This window comes from Alteromonas marina (assembly GCF_000808575.1).
GTDB lineage: Bacteria > Pseudomonadota > Gammaproteobacteria > Enterobacterales > Alteromonadaceae > Alteromonas > Alteromonas marina_A.
Genome location: NZ_JWLW01000003.1, coordinates 184,188 through 201,776 on the forward strand (window position 1 = coordinate 184,188; position 17,589 = coordinate 201,776).

A 17,589-nucleotide genomic window follows, 5' to 3' on the forward strand; every position below is an offset into this window, starting at 1 on the left:
GAATGTTCAATCAAGAAAACCTAAACCACTCAGTCAGTTTATGAATTATTTATTTCACAATACTGGTCAGAGCTTTGTGCCCGTGAACAAAACAGGACATAACTGCTTAAAAGTTGGATGGGGTAAAATTGTAAGAGAGGGTAGTTGGAGAAGGCAATTAGAGGAAGACATAATATAAGCTAACGGGCTACGCATTTCGCTACGGCCCGCTAGCCCGGTCGCTAAGTAATACTTAGTTTAAGACGGTAAGAGGGTGATTATACGTCTTTAATTTATTAACCAGATAATCTTCGAACTGCTTTGCAGTTTGTACATCGCTGCTGCGCTTAGGCCAAACCGCGAGAATTTTATAGTCTAAAGTGGTTAAAGGTTTGAACAATACAAGGTGGTCATGTTCACCCTCGAATACCTTTTCGACCTGATCTAACCGATAAACAACGGCCAACCCTAAGTTGTCATTATCTGCCAAGATACTTTGCGTTCCCCAAGTCGCTACAACGCCCCACTCACCACGCTCGGCTTTAATCACCTGCATTCCATCATGCGCCACTAGACCTGCGACAATATTATCCGATGGCTCTGATACAGAAACGCTGATGTGGGTTGTGGGGTCAAACGCATCAATTCGATAGTGCGTGGTAACGTCGATGCTGTCCGCTTTCGCATCAGACGATGACCACCCTTCGTAGCCAACCTCGAACTCAGCCCGCAACTGAGAGTTCGATACCAATTGGTATTGCGTATTCTCTACATGCTGAAAATGCATAACTGTCTGCGTTGAGGAGTCTTGGGTTTCTTGTTCTGTTAATCGACCTAGCGCACCCACGCCCAACGATTTACCAACTTTAAGCGCGTCTCCACCCCACGAAGATAAATTATGATAGCTATCGTAGCCGTCTTGCCCCACCTCAGGTAATACTACACTGTCGTTCGCTTTAACAAAGACATCAATAGCGTTACGCCAATCAAGATAAAGGCGATAGCCCATTTGATCAGACTCCCAGCCTGGTCCTTCGTAACGCAAAAAGTAAGAATGATCGGTCAATTGCGGAGGCGATGTGAATGAGGTAACTTCTTCAAAAGAAAAACCCTCAGCGCTATATACTGCGTCTTGCCACTCTCCTCCTGTTCTTACGGAAAGTTCAGCGTGCGCCCGATCGTGGAGGTTAACATTCGTAGCTTGCTCAGGTGGCATAAGTTCTAATGACGCACTACTTCCTGGCGCAATGGATGCTGCACCTAGTAACACCGCTTGCCCTTCGCTATTCTCAATCCATTCTGACGGATATTGCTTTAACTTCCACCCCGAATATTGCGGGGGCAGAGATACTTCAAAAATTTGATCGCCGCTACCACCGTCTGCCGAATTTTTCACCTTAACAGACAAAGCCGAATTTATATCCCCTTGTGAGCAACTTGCCAGAAATGGCACTAAAACCAGGCCTATCTTACTAAATTTCATCACTTTTATGCTCTCCATCGGTTGGTAAAGTGTTTAACTAATTTACGATATTTATAAACAATATATTGACAAATGCCACCGGTGGCAATTATTTTAAATTTTGTTAACGAGATTTTTCAATTTAGTATGTCGATAAAATTCGGCACGCCAATGAACCATTTAGTGAAAGGTAAATTACATGGTCAACTTTAGCCTTGAAGGTAAAACTGCATTAGTGACCGGAGCAAGTCGGGGTATAGGACAAGCGCTTGCTTTAGCGCTCGCTACTTCTGGTGCCTTTGTTATCTGTGCCAGTTCTAGACCAGGTGGCTGTGATGAGACGCTACGTAAAATTCAAAGTGAAGGTGGACAAGCTATGGCGTTGGACGCCGACCTCGCCGAGCCTCACGCTGTACTTAAACTTGCCGAAGATGCATTAAGCATTAAAGGTCACATCGACATATTGCTGAATAACGGCGGAACTATTTTTCGAGCGCCAGCTACCGACTTCCCTTTCGAGGAGTGGCGGAATGTGCTTGCTGTCAACATCGATTCAGCTTTCCTACTTAGCCAAACTATTGGTAAGACAATGGTAGAACGTGGTCAAGGTAAGATCATCAACATTGCATCAATGTTGAGTTACACAGGTGGCATTACTGTTCCTGCTTACACTGCAAGTAAACATGCCATTGCGGGTCTTACCAAAGCGCTTGCAAACGAATGGGGCCAATACAATGTGCAGGTGAACGCGATTGCGCCCGGTTACATCAAAACTGATAACACCCAAGCACTACAAGATGATGAAAAGCGCAGTGCTGAAATTTGTGCCCGCATTCCAGCTAATCGCTGGGGGGAAAGTGATGATTTAGCAGGTGCGGCGGTATTTCTTGCGAGCGCAGCCAGCAATTACGTTAACGGCCATATCCTTGCCGTCGACGGCGGCTTTCTGGCACGTTAATTAACGAACGGGGGATACAGCCATGAGCGACAAAAAAAGCATGAGCGATAGAAAAGACATGAGCAAGAAAATAGACACCCGATATGCTATCGGTCGTAAAGAGGCCAATGCTTACAACACGCAAGAATTGCGTGACGCGTTTTTAGTCGACACCCTAATGACACAAGGTGAAGTCGTATGGATATACACCCACTACGAACGCTTTATGCTTGGAAGTGCCGTACCGACAACGTCAGCGCTAACGCTAGAAACCATTGAAGATCAGCTAAAGATGCCATTTTTTACCGCTCGCCGTGAGGTAGGTGTGATTAATATCGGCGGACCTGGCACCATTACAGTTTCAGGCACTCGTTACCATTTAGATAACGAAGAAGCCTTATACATCGGCCAAGGCAATGAAGAAGTCATTTTTGAGTCGGACAATGCGTCCAATCCTGCCAAATATTACTTAAACTCGGCGCCGGCTCACCACGCCTATCCCTGCAAAAAAATAGGCAGCACAGATGCAAACATCCTTCACTTAGGCAGTCAGGAAACCTCCAACAAGCGTGATATCAAACAGTTACTTATCAATACTGTTGTCGATACATGTCAGCTTCAAATGGGATTAACGCGTCTACATACGGGTTCCGTCTGGAACACCATGCCAGCTCATCAGCATGACCGACGCAATGAAGTGTACTTTTACTTTGATATGGACAGCGAAAGCCGCGTATGTCACTTCATGGGCGAACCGCATGAAACTCGTCACATTTTCGTAGCGAATGAAGAAGCCGTAGTATCGCCACCTTGGTCAATTCACTGTGGTGTGGGTACTGGAAGCTATGCATTTATCTGGGGAATGGCAGGTGAAAACCTTGATTACGATGATATGGACAAGTTTCCACCTTCACAGTTGCGCTAAGCAGCCCTGCTTTCAATAGGTGTAATGATTATGTTGCGGTATATAAAACTCACACTGTCTGCCACAGCGCTGTTGCTAACATCGGCGTGTTCTCAAAATGAATTGCAAGGTGAAGTCACCGTGTTGCGCTTGGGGCATACCTTAGACACTCAGCACTCTGTACACAAGGCAATGGAATATCTAGGAGAGCGTCTAGATTACTATTCTGACGGCACAATGAGTGTGGTGATTTATCCAAGTAGCCAGCTGGGAACTGAGCGAGAAATGGTAGAACTGTTGCAGATTGGTTCACTCGCTATGACTAAAGTATCGGCAAGCCCTCTGGAAGGGTTTGCACCGGAAATGAAGATATTTAGTATTCCCTATATTTTTCGCGATAACGAACACTTCTGGCGAGTATTAAACAGCGATCTGGGCAATGATTTGCTTTCTGGTGTTGAGGATTTCCGTCTTAAAGGCCTGGGCTATTACGATGCAGGTAGCCGCAGCTTTTACACTAACGATAAACCAATAAAAACGCCGAGCGATCTAAACGGGCTAAAAATTCGCGTGTTAAATAGTCCTACTGCGGTTGCAACAGTTCGTGCACTTGGAGGCGCAGCGACTCCCGTTGCCTGGGGAGAGCTTTACACAGCGCTTCAGCAAGGCGTGGTAGACGGCGCTGAGAATAACCCGCCAAGCTACTACCTTTCACGTCACTATGAAATTGCCCGCTACTATAGCCTTGATGAGCATACCAGTGTGCCAGATGTCATGCTCGCATCCCTCCCAGTTTGGGAAAGCTTGAATGAGCAGCAGAAAATCTGGTTAACCAAAGCTATGGAAGACTCCGTTGAATACCAACGTGAACTTTGGAAAACATCCACACAAGCCTCGTTAGAAAAGGTAAAAGCCGAAGGCGTGACAGTTATTACGCCTGATAAAGCGCCTTTCGTTGAAGCGGTTAAGCCTTTTCATAAGAGCTTCGAAGGTACGCCGATTGGCGACTTAATAACGCAAATAAAAGCGATGTAACAATGACAATAATACGCCTCATCGACAAAGCCTTAGCCGGCACCCTTATTGCAGCCATGGTGAGTATTTTACTTACAGTAATTTGGCAAGTGGTCTCGCGTTATGTACTTAAAGACCCAGCATCAATCACTGAAGAATTATCTAGATTCATACTAATTTGGATTGGCATATTAGGTGCTGCCTATGCGTATCGACAAAATGCGCATTTAGGCTTCAACTTAATTGTTGAGCGCCAGTCGCGTAAAGTAAAAAGATTATTACTCACCTGCGTTGAGATTATCGTCATCATTTTCTGTGTATTAGTGATGGTGTACGGTGGTTCCGAGCTTGTGTCTCTCACCCTAGAATTAGAACAAATCTCGGCGGCTCTGGGTGTAAAAATGGGCCTTATTTATAGCGTGCTGCCCCTGTCTGGTGGCCTTATCATTGCCTATGCACTGGTAAACATTACTACGCTGTGGCGAAACAACAATAAGGAGTCAGCGTAATGGAACTGACCGGTATTATCTTAGTCGTTGCCTTTTTCGTATTACTCCTATTAAACGTTCCTATTTCAATTAGCATAGGGGTAGCAACGTTACTCGCTATGGTAATGAGCATGGACATTGCACCCGCTACCATTACTATTGCCCAGCGTATGGCAGGTGGACTCAATAGTTTTGCGCTACTGGCCATCCCGTTTTTTGTTTTATCTGGCCTTATCATGGGACGCGGCGGGATAGCCAAGCGATTAATTGAATGTGCAATGGCGCTTATTGGTGCGCTTCCCGGTGGTTTAGCCTTGGTGAACGTCGTTTCCTGCATGCTTTTTGGTGCAATTTCAGGGTCTGCGGTAGCGACTACGTCTGCTATTGGCAGCTTCATGTTGCCCGAAATGAAAAAAGCTGGCTACGAGCCGAATTTTAGCGCAGCGGTCACTGCCGCTGCATCAACTACGGGAATGTTAATTCCACCAAGTAATATCTTAATTGTATACGCAATCGCTAGCGGTGGCGTATCCATCGCCGCCCTCTTTATGGCTGGCTATATTCCAGGCATTATGGTGGGTCTAGCGCTCATGCTGGTGTGCTTTATCTACGCAAAAATGAAGGGATACCCCCTATCGCCGCGACTTCCTATTAAAGTAGTTGTCGAAAAAACTATCGCAGCACTCCCTTCCCTATTCCTCATATTCTTAGTGATTGGCGGCATTGTGGGCGGCGTTTTTACCGCTACCGAAGCTGGTGCCATTGCGGTGGTTTACTCATTGCTGTTAGCTGTGGTGTTTTATAAAGAAGTGGATGCGAAAGCCCTACCTGATATTTTCTTGAAGGCGGCAGAAACGACGGCAATTGTAATGCTGCTTATCGCGGCCTCAACAGCGATGTCTTGGCTATTGTCGTTTGAGAACATTCCGCAAACCTTAAGTAACGCAATGTTGTCGATAAGCGATAACCCATTACTTATTCTTCTCTTAATCAACCTATTGCTTATCGTAGTTGGTGCATTCTTGGATATGACACCTGCCGTACTTATTTTTACGCCCATATTTTTGCCGGTGGCCTTAGAACTTGGAATGAGCGAACTGCAATTCGGCATCATGCTCGTACTCAACCTGTCTATTGGATTGTGCTCACCGCCCGTCGGCGCCGTACTTTTCATTACCTGTGCCATTGCCAAAACCAAACTTGAGAACATCATTCGACCGCTAATACCTTTATATGTGGCTATGTTTGTCGTTCTTATGCTAGTTACGTATGTCGCATGGTTCAGCGAAGCGCTACCACGTGCACTAGGATTTTAGTAAGGTAGAATCATCAAAACTGAAAGGTGTGGTCAGGCGTAGTTTGATCAAACGAACTTTCACTTTTGAGTAACAAAAACATATTGCCCGTATTTGTGTGGTAATATCGGAAGTAACGACATAATAGCGCGGAAAAACAGAGAATTATGAACAAGCGCCCGACTATCAATGATGTTGCAGCCCTAGCAGGTGTATCAAAGCGTACCGTGTCACGCGTCATTAACGGTGCGACCAATGTGGGAAAAGCAACACGTGAGCGCATTGAAGCGGTCATTCAAGAAACGGGGTTTGCCCCTGACAAGCAAGCGCGTGGTTTAAGTACTAGCCGCTCTTACTTGATAGGCTTGATTTATGATAACCCCGATGCCTTGTATATCGACCAAGTACAAAGAGGCGTGTTAAGCATATGTTCTCAAAAGGGTTATGAGTTAGTTGTGCACCCTTGTAGTTATAATGCCGACGGTTTTGTAGAAGACTGTATTAACTTTGTACGTCGTTCAAACATAGACGGTGTCATCATATTGCCACCGGTATCCGAATCGAAGTTATTAGCCGACGCACTGCAGCAAAAGAGCATTAACTATGTGCGAATGGCGTCAGTAGATTTAGATGACCATCAAAATATCGTAGTGAGTGACGACAGAGCTGCTTTAAGTGATTTAGCGCGCTATATGGTTTCACTAGGTCATAAAGACATCGGTATCATCAGCGGTCCGCAACAGTATTATTCCTCAAAAGAGCGTTTGGAAGGCTTTGTTGAAACCCTTAACGGCCTGGGTGTCGATGTACCTAAAAACAGGGTAATTGAGGGTAAAAACAGCTTCGAAAGCGGTATAGAATGCGCGCGTCAATTGCTTATTCAGTCACCACGAGTCAAAGCTATTTTTGCAAACAACGACGAAATGGCGGCAGGTGTGTTAAAAGTAGCCCACGAAATGGGAATTACCGTGCCAGACGAACTTTCCGTTGCTGGGTTCGATGACAACTTACTTGCCGCTCGCGTCATCCCTGCCCTTACCACTGTTCAACGTCCCGTTGGGGATATGGCAGCAATCGCAGCGCGTAAAATCATCGCGCACATCGAAGGCAGTGAAGTTAGTGAAACCGAAACGTATCTGGTCAAACCTCACCTAATTATTCGCGATTCCATCAAAAAAGTGTGATTTTTTACAATGAAGTGTTGCTTACACTTCTTTTTCGACCTATTATGCCACCGGTGGCACTACAATAAACAAGAATGTTAAAAATAAACAATTTGTAAACAGAGCGTAAAAGACAACGCTTTTTATCGTTTCACTCTTTTGGTTATTCAGCGCTTCGCTTAATCAGTCATTGAAATTAAGTAAGCCTAAAGATAAAGCAGGAATTGTAATGGACGTTAAAACACAATTAGTAAAGGTGCATAATAACGATAACGTTGCGGTTGCAACCTGCCCTATCGTGGCGGGCACCTACATAGCTGAATATGACATTACAGTCAGCCAAGACATTCCTGCCGGCCATAAAGTTGCCTTAACTACCATAGATAATGGTGGTGATGTCGTAAAATATGGCTTCAGTATTGGCGCAGCAATAAGCCAAATTAACCCCGGCGAACATGTTCACAGCCATAATGCAAAGACCAAGTTACAAGGCACTGAACAATACGTTTACTCGCCGTCGAATACCCCATCGAAGCAAACACATGCTAGCTCTGGGCTACAGTTTATGGGCTACAGAAGAGAGAATGGAAAAGTAGGTATTCGAAATGAAGTGTGGATAATTAATACCGTAGGCTGCGTAAACCGAACTGCAGATCGTATTGCCAACGAATGTAATCGTCGTTTCGCCAGCGAGTGCGATGGGTTCCGCGCGTTTACCCACCCTTTTGGCTGTTCTCAGCTGGGCGACGATTTAGATGACACGCGCACAATCTTAGCATCACTTGCATCTCATCCCAATGCTGGCGCAGTGTTGATTGTTGGTTTGGGATGTGAAAACAATCAACTGAAGAACTTACTGCCTCATGTTGATAAACCGGCAAATCGGGTTCGCTTCTACAACGCACAAGAAGTGGTAGATGAATTAGAAGAAGGCGTCAATGCGGTTTATGACTTGTTAAAAGTAATGGCTAATGACAAACGTGAGCCTATCGACGCTAGCGAATTAACCTTAGGCATGAAGTGTGGTGGTAGCGACGCTTTTAGCGGTATTACTGCCAACCCAACAGTAGGGCGTGTTACCGATTTAATGTGTAATCTAGGTGGCTCGGTCATTTTAACCGAAACGCCAGAAATGTTTGGTGCCGAGCAGCTCTTAATGAATCGCGCTAAAAACAAAGACGTATTCGAGGCGTTTAACTCGCTGATTGATGAGTTTAAGAACTACTTTATCGCCCACAACCAACCTATTTACGAAAACCCGTCTCCAGGCAATAAGGCAGGCGGTTTAACCACGCTAGAGGAAAAGTCTCTCGGCGCGGTTCAAAAAGGTGGAACGTCTACTATTCAGTCCATCTTGCAGTATGGCGAGCCCAAGCAAGATAAAGGCTTAAGTTTATTACAAGCACCTGGTAACGATGCCGTTAGTTCAACGGCGTTGGCAGCATCGGGGGCACATATCGTTTTATTCACCACAGGCCGAGGCACGCCCCTTGGTTTTCCTGTACCCACAGTCAAGATATCGTCAAATTCAGATATCGCTAATAAGAAGCCACATTGGATAGATTTTAACGCTGGACAAGTTCTGGAAGGCGTCTCTATCGATAAGTGTGCCGAAGCGCTACTCCAACATTGCTTGGCAGTGGCATCTGGTCAACAAACCTGCAACGAGAAGAATGGCAGCCATGAGATTGCTATTTGGAAACGTGGCGTCACCCTCTAAAAGAGAGCGTTATGGAATCGATATTATTACATGAAGATAGACTTTTTCCTGCCGATGAAGCAACCCGAAGTGTTGCAAAGGCGCTGTATAAGGAAATTCGAGATCTCCCTATCATAAGTCCACATGGCCATACTGACCCACGTTGGTTTGCACAAAACAATAATTTCACCAATGCAACCGAGTTGTTTATCACCCCTGATCACTATGTGTTCAGAATGCTGTATAGCCAAGGTATTAAATTAACCGATATTGGTGTGCCACGTTGGGACGGCGGCGAAACGGAAAAGGATCCACGTAAAATCTGGAAACTTCTGGCTGATAACTATCATCTATTTGCTGCCACACCATCGCGTTTGTGGTTAGACACTGTATTTCACGATGTATTTGGTTTGCGAGAGATGTTGTGTAGCGACAACGCAACGCATTATTACGACCACATCACTGCGCAGCTTCAAGGGGATGACTTTAAACCCCGTGCACTGATGGACCGCTTTAATATTGAAGTGATTGCTACCACTGAAGGCGCGCTTGATTCCCTTCCCCATCACGCAGCGATTAAAGATACACCGTGGGCAAAGCGGGTTATCACCACCTTTAGACCAGATGATGTAGTCGATGCTTCACGCGAAGATATTGTTTCAAACATTGAGAAACTTGGTGAGCTCACCGGTGAAGACACTGCAACCTGGCAGGGCTACCTGAACGCAATTCGTGCACGACGTGCCGTCTTTAGAGAGCACGGTGCAACAGCAACGGATCACGGACACCCAACGGCGAACACAGCTGATTTAAGTGAAGCTGAGTGTATTGCTTTATTCGATAAAGTAAGAAGTGGAAACAGTAACGCTGAAGAGCAAGAGCTATTTAGAGCGCAAATGCTTACCGAATTAGCGGGAATGAGTGTAGAAGACGGCATGGTGATGCAAATTCACCCTGGTTCGTTTAGAAACCACAACAGTCAGCTCTTTACACAGTTTGGTCGCGATAAAGGCCACGACATTCCAATGCAAACAGATTTTGTTAAAGCGCTTCGCCCGTTACTCGGTAAATACGGTAACGAGCCTAACCTCGACATTATTCTATTTACATTAGATGAAACCACGTACAGCCGTGAATTAGCACCACTCGCAGGCCACTACCCTTGCCTGAAACTTGGTCCGTCTTGGTGGTTCCACGATAGCCCTGAAGGCATGTTGCGTTTTAGACATCAAGTGACAGAAACCGCAGGTTTCTTCAATACTGTTGGTTTTAATGACGATACGCGCGCGTTCTTGTCTATTCCTGCACGTCATGATGTTGCCAGACGCATTGATTGTCGCTTCCTTGCACAGCTAGTTGTGGAGCACCGCATCAGTGAAACAGAAGCGGCCAGCATTGCAAGAAAACTCACTTATGATTTTGCTAAACAAGCGTACAAACTGGGGTAATCATGACAAAGCCGTTATCAATTTCAACACTACCTCTTTTAAGTGACAGCGTAAGTAAACCAAATTACGATCTGGAAGCAACCGGTTGTGGCATTGTGCATATTGGTCCAGGCGCCTTTCACCGTGCGCACCAAGCGTATTATACCGAAAAGGCGCTGGTTTATGGCGGTGACTGGCGCATTCACGGTGTGTCAATGCGCAGCGCATCTCTTAAAGAAGCGTTGAGTACACAAGACAATCTCTATGCGTTGTGTATTGTTGATAACGAGCCTGAAACCCACATTATCGGCGCAATTAAAACCCTTTCTACATTAGCACATGATCGTGAAGATATTGTTGCTGCACTGGTAAACAAGCAAACTAAAATTGTAACGCTTACCGTGACAGAAAAGGGCTATTGCCTTAATGCGCAAGGTCATCTAGATACTGATCATCCGGATATTAAAGCTGATTTAGTCACGCCAGAAACACCGGTAAGTGCAGTTGGCCTAATTGTGCAAGCGCTAGCACAACGTAAGCAGGCAGGCTATGCAGATATTACCATTATCAGCTGTGACAACGTGTCAGACAACGGTAAAAAACTGCAAAAAGCGGTGACCGAGTTCGCCAATAAAACGGACGAATCACTCGGCCAGTGGATAACCGAGAATATCGCTTTCCCCTGCACTATGGTTGACAGTATTACGCCAGCAACTGAAGACAGCTTTAAAGCCAACGTTGCCGCTGAGCTGGGTTTAACTGATAACTGGCCTATTCAGCGAGAGGCATTTACTCAATGGGTGGTTGAAGATAATTTTTCTGGCCCACGACCTGCTTGGGATAAAGTTGGCGTTACTTTTACTCATGATGTGAGCTTCTTTGAAAAAGCTAAGCTTCGCATTCTAAACGGCACACATTCAACACTGGCCTACATAGGGTTATTGCTTGGCAAGGAAACCGTATTCGACGCAATGCGTACCCCAGCCATAAAGCAGCTGATTCAAACCATGTTGAAAGAAGAAATTGTTCCGTCTCTATGCAGTGATAACGAGCATGCCGATAGCGGAACACAAGACTTCGATCTGAACGCTTACGCACAAGACATTGTAAAGCGCTATGAGAATAAGCACATTCGCCACCTTTTGTCGCAAATTGCTTGGGATGGGTCACAGAAAATCCCATTTCGAATTCTCGACACAGTACGCGATAACCTAAAAGCAAAACGAAATATTGATTTGCTCTGCAGTGCCGTTGCGGCCTGGTGCCTATTTGTAAACAACAAGGCACGTTTAAACGAAACTATCACCGACCCGCTAGATAGTATGTTAAGGGCCACAGCAAAATCGGTAGACTTTCAGGCAATAGAACTTGCTAAAAAATTGCTATCTCTTGAAACCATGTTCGCTGAACTGTCGGTAAACACTACGTTCAAAGAAAAAGTGCTCGAAAAAGTTAATCAGCTGCTTAGCATTTTATCGCACGAAAACAGCAACGAAGGTCAGCAAGGTTCTGCTCCCACTACGTTAACAGAAAGTTCGCTAGATTCACTAAAAGGAACCGCGTGATGAAAAGTACCTTTTCCATGCTTAAAGGCGCCCCATTACTCCCTATTATTCAGCCTAAATCTGTTGACGAGGGGCTTCACCTAGCAGAAGCAATTGCAAATAGCGGCCTGTGCAACATAGAAGTAGTGAAACGCAGCGACGCAGCATTTGAAGCCCTGTCAGCGATTAGAAAACAGTTTCCTGAACTCGTTGTGGGCATGGGCACATTGTTAAATCGCAACCACGTATTTGAAGCGTTGGATGCAGGCGCGCAATTTTTGATAACGCCCACAAGCTCAGAGACATTGCTCGATACACTGATTGCGTCTAATGCACCCTTTTTGCCAGGTGTCGCTACGCCTGCCGATATTCTTTTGGCGCACCAAAAAGGCATTCGCGAAATGAAGTTCTTTCCTGCGAGTCTTAGCGGCGGAACACCTTTTCTTAAAGCTATTTCAAGCGTATTTAGCGATGTTTCCTTCTGCCCTACCGGCGGCATTAATGGCGACAACGCGAATGAGTATCTCTCGCTTGGCAATGTTCGAGCAGTAGGCGGTACATGGATGATGCCCAAGGCAGCCATTGAAGCACAAAATTGGCAAGCGATTACTTTGGCATGCCAACAAAGCCTAACATTATTTGATGAGGCCGCGGCATGAGCATAGTTGATACCAAACAAAGAATGGTTATTTTTGGCGAGTGCATGGTAGAGCTTCGAAGCACTCAGCGTGAGTCATCAGTTAGTACGCGCGATGAAAACACAGATAATAATCTGATGGCGAAAAGCTTTGCTGGCGACACGTACAACACTGCGGTTTATTTAAAACGCTGCTTGCCTTCATCTTCCATTAGCTACTTAACAGCGATAGGCGCTGACTTTTTAAGCGATGAGCTGCTGTTTAAAATGGGTGAGCACGAAATTAACACTGATTTAGTGTTTCGCTCGTCGTCGCGCAATCTTGGTCTGTATATGATCCGCAACGACAACGAAGGTGAAAGAACCTTTGCATATTGGCGCAACCAGTCTGCGGCAACACAGACGCTCAACATCATGAAGGGCACCGAGTTTGCGTGTGACTGGTTTTATTTGAGCGGTATCTCTATTGCCATTTTAGACGACGAACAGCGTGCTACACTATTCGAACTGATTTCGTCCCTCAAGGCCAAAGGCAGTAAGATTGCCTTCGATCCCAACTATCGAGCACGCCTTTGGTCGTCTCAAGAGGATGCTAAATACTGGACGGGTAAGGCTTATGCTGAAGCAGACTTAGCGTTCCCTGGCGCAGACGACCATTTAATGCTGTTTGGCCACACCAATGCTGATGAAATATTTAGCTATTTAGCCGACAAACAGATTGAAGAAATCGTAATGAAAAACGGGGCAGTTGGCGTTCATATACTCCGCCAACAAGAGCAATGTATTGTGCCTGTTGAGCGTGTTGAACAGGTGGTTGATACAACGGCTGCTGGCGATGCATTTAATGGCGGTTATATGGCCGCTCGACTTGCAGGTAGAAAGCCTGTCGAGAGCGCGAGCTATGGGGCAAAAGTGGCAGCGACTGTGATTACCTACCCCGGTGCCATTATATCAGGTGATGCCTTCACTAATCACATACCGTCGCTATAGTCGGTATGTGACATTCCTCTTTCTTTTCTCTTCTATTTCCTGCCATTGTGACCATAAGCAAGCACGCTAATTAAAATAAAGGCGATCCCCCAATAAAAAAACGCGGCACGCCCGCAATAACGCGCCACTTCATTTTTATGTGAGCTTACAACGTGTCTCGATATAAGTATTTTGCCAGTGGGTGCGCTGTCGCTTTTAGCTGTCGCACGAATATTTGCGCCATTTTCGCCGCGCCTACTACGTTCAAGTGAGTGTCGTCCGTTTTTCCTTCAGGGTAGCGCGCATATAGGTCGGCGGGCACCTTAATGAAGTAATGGTTGCTGTTAGGCTCGCCTACCTGTGCAAGAAAATCGCAAGTTAAAGCGTTCATAGGAATAAATGGCACGTTATTTTGTGCTGCCACTTTCTTCGCTGCATCGGCATACGCCAGCAACGTCCGTTTTAATACACCTTCCTCAGTGAAATGACGCCTGCAAATACTACTTGCGATAATCACTGATGCCCCTTTTGCTTCAACATCCTGAACAAACTGATTCAAGTAAGCTGGATAAGCATTTTCCGGGTCGGCATAGCGAGCGGGATCCGACTGTTTTTGATCGTTATGACCAAACTGAATAGCCACAAAATCACCTTCAGACAGATCGGATAACAGAAGCTGCCAGCGTCCCTCATCTACAAATCGCTTTGTGCTTCTGCCGTTAGCCGCGTGGTTTTTAATATTAAGATTGGGCAGCATGAATTCAGGAAGCAATTGCCCCCACCCACGTTCTGGATATGACAACATAGGCTTGTCTGACATGGTTGAGTCGCCGACCAGATGTAGGGTAACTGGCTTGTTGTAGGGTGGAGCTTTTACAGCCTCTTCACTGCCTTTATCAGTAGCGCTTTGGATTGAAGCACTTTGGGAACCCGAACTGGTAAGTGCATAAGCACTAGATTGCGCCGCGTAACTAATGTGAAGCGTACTAGTGCCTTGCTGGTCTGCCACTGCAAAAGTACTCGATACAACAAAAACGCCTGCAAGACTGTAGCGCAGCGCGGTGAATATTTTCCCTGTGGTGGGTTTACTTGAATTTTTCACACCTTTTCTCCTTTTCAATATTTCTATTGTTGCGATGCAAATTGCTCAAAAAGTAAGGTAGAGGCGTGCTGAACTCCTCCCGGCCTACACTTTTGCACATAAAAAAGGCCATCATTACGATGGCCAAACACACCCGTCTTCACGGAACACAACATTTAATTATTATCTCAGGCCGGCCAACATAATTGGCCGGCCTGTTTTTTTACATAGTATAACGAGCGCCCAAGAAGAACTGACGGCCCGTGTGGTTATACTCACGTACCAAGTTCAAAGAGCCATCACCCGTGGTAAACAAGCGCTCGTACTCATCGGTAAGGTTAATGACTTCAAAGGTCAACGTTAGCTCGTCGTTTACGTTATAAAATGACGAGAAATCTACCTGCGTAGGTCCTGTCGTACCGTGCGCAACGTTACCATTGCTGCCAGTAAAGTCTGTCAGGTAATCGTCGCGTTTGTTAACTGACACACGCGCACCGTATTGGTCTGTTTCGTAATACACCGTAAAGTTGTACGATGTTTCACTCATACCTTCGATGTCGTCAGCATTAACGTGCGTATAGTTCGACACGATACCCATGTTTTCGAACAGTCCTGGTAAGAAACTTAGCGGCTGCTGATAAATTAACTCATAACCGCTTACACTTCTGTCTTCAGCGTTAATTGGACTGCTATGCTCGTATGGAATAGTGCGTGGGTCTAGCGCAATTACAGGGTCAAACTGTGCATCGTTGTCGATAAAGTCGTAGTAAGCACTGTCGACTAAACGCTCTTCTGATGCGCGAACAATCCAGTTATCAATGTCTTTGTAGAACACTGTTGCTGCTAGTAGCGCTTCGTCATCGAAGTACCATTCAACACCAAAGTCAACGTTGTTCGACGTAAACGGATCAAGGAATGGGTTCCCCACGCTCACCGAGCCGTTAATATAATCAAAGCTTGGGTTACCAGGGTTTAATGAGTTCAGGCTTGGGCGAGTCATAGACTGTGTTAAGCCAAGGCGAACAACTACGTCATCAGTTGCTTCAAGTGCTAAGTTAACTGCTGGTAAAAAGTTATTGTACTCGTTTTCGATTTGTACCGTTTCGCCTTGAATAAAGCCTTCAGAGGTTGTGGTTGTTTTCACATAACGCACACCGTAATTAGCGCGAAGTAACATGTCGGCAATCTCATAGCTCGTATCAAGCTCAAGGTACACAGCTGATGTTTCTTCGCCTACTTGCCAGCTTTGTGCAGAACGCGGTGTCCAAACCACATTTAACAATTGGCTATTAATAGCGTCAAAGTCGGCAACAAGGAACGGGTCAAGAGGGCCGTCAAAACCACTTCCGAAATCGTCTACCGGCATAATTTCAGCAAAACCTACTGCCGAGTCTTGATCTGGGAAGCCATTTATTTGCTCTTCACTGTAGGTTACAACACGGTCATTGTAGGCAAAGCCAGCCTTAATAGTGACTTCATCACCTAAGTATGTCGCATCAAATTTGACCGTGTCGTTTTCACGCAATACATCAGTAGCACGTAATCGGCCATCGCTTAGATTATAGTTGCTTGCATCGTTAACATCGTAACCGTAAGTCACTTCTGGCGCGTTGCTGTTATTGCTAAAGTCAAAGCCGTAGCTGGTTTCTTCCAGCAGCGTCATATTGTAACGATATTGCTCTGAACGAGCGTCAGACTCTGCAGTACCGGCCATCATATCAAGTTTAAGGTTTTCACCAATAAACCACTCGCCAGAAATTACAAATTGGCTAAAGTCAGTGGTTGATTCCTGTAAACGGCTTTCAATACGCGATTTGATACCGTCGTACGTACCAGCCAGCACCTGTTGACCATTAGGATGAACAGTAATGGAGGTAGGTGTAATTTCTTCGAATGTACTTCTGAACATGTGGAAGAAGTTATACATGGTACGGGTGTTATCAAGCTTGGACACTAAACCGTCTAACGTTAGTGTGAAATTATCTGTTGCAGCCCACTGAATTGAACCGGTGAAGCCTACACGCTCTTGATCATTACCAAAGTAGTCAGGTCTAGGTAAACGAGGAGTCCATAAACAATTAATCGGGTCTACCGACTCACCTTCATACTGGCAATCATCTACGTCAGGTGTGCCGTTAACAACCGTGTTTGATGTATCGCCAAAGATGCCACCACCATCGCGAACTGGAGTAGTCCAACGAACTGTACCAAAACCTTCCTGTCTTACTGTACGCTCTGAGAACGCTGCCGAGAAAAGCACACCGACTTTGTCGTCAGCGAAACGGTTGCTGATCATGAAAGCGGCGCGAGGATCGGTCTCTTCTGTAATGCTGTTATAGCCGCCTTGAAGAGATGAAACGAATTTAAAACCGTCGTAATCAAACGGCTTTGCCGAGTACAGATCAACCGTACCTGCAATGCCGCCTTCTTCCATAGAGGCGGTAGGAGATTTTTGAATATCTACGCGGTTGAACAATTCAGAAGCGAAAATGTTAAAGTCAAAGCCACGTCCACCGTTTACACCGCCACCTGAGTCAGTGCCATCTGTACTTGCTGGCACTTCCATGCCATTAAGTGTTGTGCGGGTAAATGAAGGGCTCAAACCACGCAAAGTAATTTGGCGCCCTTCTCCACCTTCACGAGAAATGGCTACGCCGGGTACACGTTGAATTGACTCAGCAATATTTAAGTCCGGGAATTTACCAATGTCTTGCGCAACAATTGATTCTTTACTGTTAACTGATGTTCGCTTTTCCATCAGTGATTTATTAAGTGATCCACGAAAGCCTGATACTTCAATGACTTCCATATTTTGCGCTTCGGTTTCACTGGCTTGTTCGTCTGTGGCTTCTTGCGCATGAAGATGTGCGCCTGACAACGCTAGCGTAACAAGAACAGCGAGTTGCTTTTTCTTTGGTAACATTGTTGTTTCTCCGGTTTTTATATTTATAAGAGACGCGCATACTGACAAAAGGTGAAGATGCTTTTGA

General features: G+C 45.6%; 14 protein-coding genes. 11 read left to right on the top strand and 3 right to left on the bottom strand.

What is annotated here, in order from left to right:
• Positions 1-232: 232 nt before the first annotated feature.
• The gene (locus RJ41_RS02355; protein WP_039216574.1) at positions 233-1,462 is read right to left on the bottom strand and encodes a DUF4861 family protein; all 1,230 of its coding nucleotides are present in this window, start codon (positions 1,460-1,462) and stop codon (positions 233-235) included.
• Between the two features lie 178 nt (positions 1,463-1,640).
• Between RJ41_RS02355 and kduD the strand changes: the two genes are divergently transcribed.
• From kduD to RJ41_RS02410, 11 genes are all read left to right on the top strand, one after another.
• Positions 1,641-2,399 carry a 2-dehydro-3-deoxy-D-gluconate 5-dehydrogenase KduD gene (kduD, locus tag RJ41_RS02360; RefSeq protein ID WP_014998734.1) on the top strand — a complete coding sequence of 253 codons (759 nt, stop codon included), beginning with the start codon at positions 1,641-1,643 and terminating at the stop codon, positions 2,397-2,399.
• Between the two features lie 58 nt (positions 2,400-2,457).
• Entirely contained in the window at positions 2,458-3,303 is an 846-nt protein-coding gene (kduI, locus tag RJ41_RS02365; RefSeq protein ID WP_039216656.1) for a 5-dehydro-4-deoxy-D-glucuronate isomerase, read from the top strand.
• Positions 3,304-3,333: 30 nt separating this feature from the next.
• A complete protein-coding gene (locus RJ41_RS02370; protein WP_039216576.1) occupies positions 3,334-4,317 on the top strand; it encodes a TRAP transporter substrate-binding protein in 984 nt (327 codons plus the stop codon).
• Positions 4,318-4,319: 2 nt separating this feature from the next.
• Positions 4,320-4,805 carry a TRAP transporter small permease gene (locus RJ41_RS02375; RefSeq protein WP_014998737.1) on the top strand — a complete coding sequence of 162 codons (486 nt, stop codon included), beginning with the start codon at positions 4,320-4,322 and terminating at the stop codon, positions 4,803-4,805.
• Positions 4,805-6,100: a TRAP transporter large permease gene (locus RJ41_RS02380; protein WP_039216578.1), complete on the top strand. Its 1,296-nt coding sequence runs from the start codon at positions 4,805-4,807 to the stop codon at positions 6,098-6,100. Before RJ41_RS02375 ends, RJ41_RS02380 begins: the two co-directional genes overlap by 1 nt.
• A 146-nt stretch (positions 6,101-6,246) precedes the next feature.
• Positions 6,247-7,263 (top strand): LacI family DNA-binding transcriptional regulator, encoded by a 1,017-nt coding sequence (locus tag RJ41_RS02385; RefSeq protein WP_039216579.1) that lies wholly within the window; start codon positions 6,247-6,249, stop codon positions 7,261-7,263.
• Between the two features lie 208 nt (positions 7,264-7,471).
• On the top strand, positions 7,472-8,962 hold the full coding sequence (locus tag RJ41_RS02390) for a UxaA family hydrolase (RefSeq protein ID WP_039216580.1): 1,491 nt from the start codon (positions 7,472-7,474) through the stop codon (positions 8,960-8,962).
• A gap of 11 nt (positions 8,963-8,973) precedes the next feature.
• Positions 8,974-10,389 (top strand): glucuronate isomerase, encoded by a 1,416-nt coding sequence (gene uxaC / locus RJ41_RS02395; protein WP_039216581.1) that lies wholly within the window; start codon positions 8,974-8,976, stop codon positions 10,387-10,389.
• A 2-nt stretch (positions 10,390-10,391) separates the two neighbouring features.
• Complete coding sequence (locus RJ41_RS02400; protein ID WP_039216583.1) at positions 10,392-11,933, top strand: mannitol dehydrogenase family protein; 1,542 nt, start codon at positions 10,392-10,394, stop codon at positions 11,931-11,933.
• On the top strand, positions 11,933-12,571 hold the full coding sequence (gene eda, locus RJ41_RS02405) for a bifunctional 4-hydroxy-2-oxoglutarate aldolase/2-dehydro-3-deoxy-phosphogluconate aldolase (RefSeq protein ID WP_039216584.1): 639 nt from the start codon (positions 11,933-11,935) through the stop codon (positions 12,569-12,571). The genes RJ41_RS02400 and eda overlap by 1 nt, the downstream gene beginning before the upstream one ends.
• On the top strand, positions 12,568-13,539 hold the full coding sequence (locus RJ41_RS02410; RefSeq protein WP_039216585.1) for a sugar kinase: 972 nt from the start codon (positions 12,568-12,570) through the stop codon (positions 13,537-13,539). The genes eda and RJ41_RS02410 overlap by 4 nt, the downstream gene beginning before the upstream one ends.
• A 145-nt stretch (positions 13,540-13,684) precedes the next feature.
• On the opposite strand, the gene RJ41_RS02415 is transcribed toward RJ41_RS02410, so the two are convergent.
• Positions 13,685-14,620 carry a rhamnogalacturonan acetylesterase gene (locus RJ41_RS02415; protein WP_039216590.1) on the bottom strand — a complete coding sequence of 312 codons (936 nt, stop codon included), beginning with the start codon at positions 14,618-14,620 and terminating at the stop codon, positions 13,685-13,687.
• Positions 14,621-14,822: 202 nt separating this feature from the next.
• On the bottom strand, positions 14,823-17,522 hold the full coding sequence (locus RJ41_RS02420) for a TonB-dependent receptor (protein WP_039216591.1): 2,700 nt from the start codon (positions 17,520-17,522) through the stop codon (positions 14,823-14,825).
• Between the last annotated feature and the right edge of the window lie 67 nt (positions 17,523-17,589).

Coding starts and splice junctions, on each gene's coding strand:
- kduI (WP_039216656.1), top strand. CDS start 2,458: ATGAGCAAGAAAATAGACACCCGATATGCTATCGGTCGTAAAGAGGCC.
- RJ41_RS02385 (WP_039216579.1), top strand. CDS start 6,247: ATGAACAAGCGCCCGACTATCAATGATGTTGCAGCCCTAGCAGGTGTA.
- RJ41_RS02375 (WP_014998737.1), top strand. CDS start 4,320: ATGACAATAATACGCCTCATCGACAAAGCCTTAGCCGGCACCCTTATT.
- kduD (WP_014998734.1), top strand. CDS start 1,641: ATGGTCAACTTTAGCCTTGAAGGTAAAACTGCATTAGTGACCGGAGCA.
- RJ41_RS02410 (WP_039216585.1), top strand. CDS start 12,568: ATGAGCATAGTTGATACCAAACAAAGAATGGTTATTTTTGGCGAGTGC.
- RJ41_RS02420 (WP_039216591.1), bottom strand. CDS start 17,522: ATGTTACCAAAGAAAAAGCAACTCGCTGTTCTTGTTACGCTAGCGTTG.
- uxaC (WP_039216581.1), top strand. CDS start 8,974: ATGGAATCGATATTATTACATGAAGATAGACTTTTTCCTGCCGATGAA.
- RJ41_RS02400 (WP_039216583.1), top strand. CDS start 10,392: ATGACAAAGCCGTTATCAATTTCAACACTACCTCTTTTAAGTGACAGC.
- RJ41_RS02355 (WP_039216574.1), bottom strand. CDS start 1,462: ATGAAATTTAGTAAGATAGGCCTGGTTTTAGTGCCATTTCTGGCAAGT.
- RJ41_RS02390 (WP_039216580.1), top strand. CDS start 7,472: ATGGACGTTAAAACACAATTAGTAAAGGTGCATAATAACGATAACGTT.
- RJ41_RS02370 (WP_039216576.1), top strand. CDS start 3,334: ATGTTGCGGTATATAAAACTCACACTGTCTGCCACAGCGCTGTTGCTA.
- RJ41_RS02380 (WP_039216578.1), top strand. CDS start 4,805: ATGGAACTGACCGGTATTATCTTAGTCGTTGCCTTTTTCGTATTACTC.
- eda (WP_039216584.1), top strand. CDS start 11,933: ATGAAAAGTACCTTTTCCATGCTTAAAGGCGCCCCATTACTCCCTATT.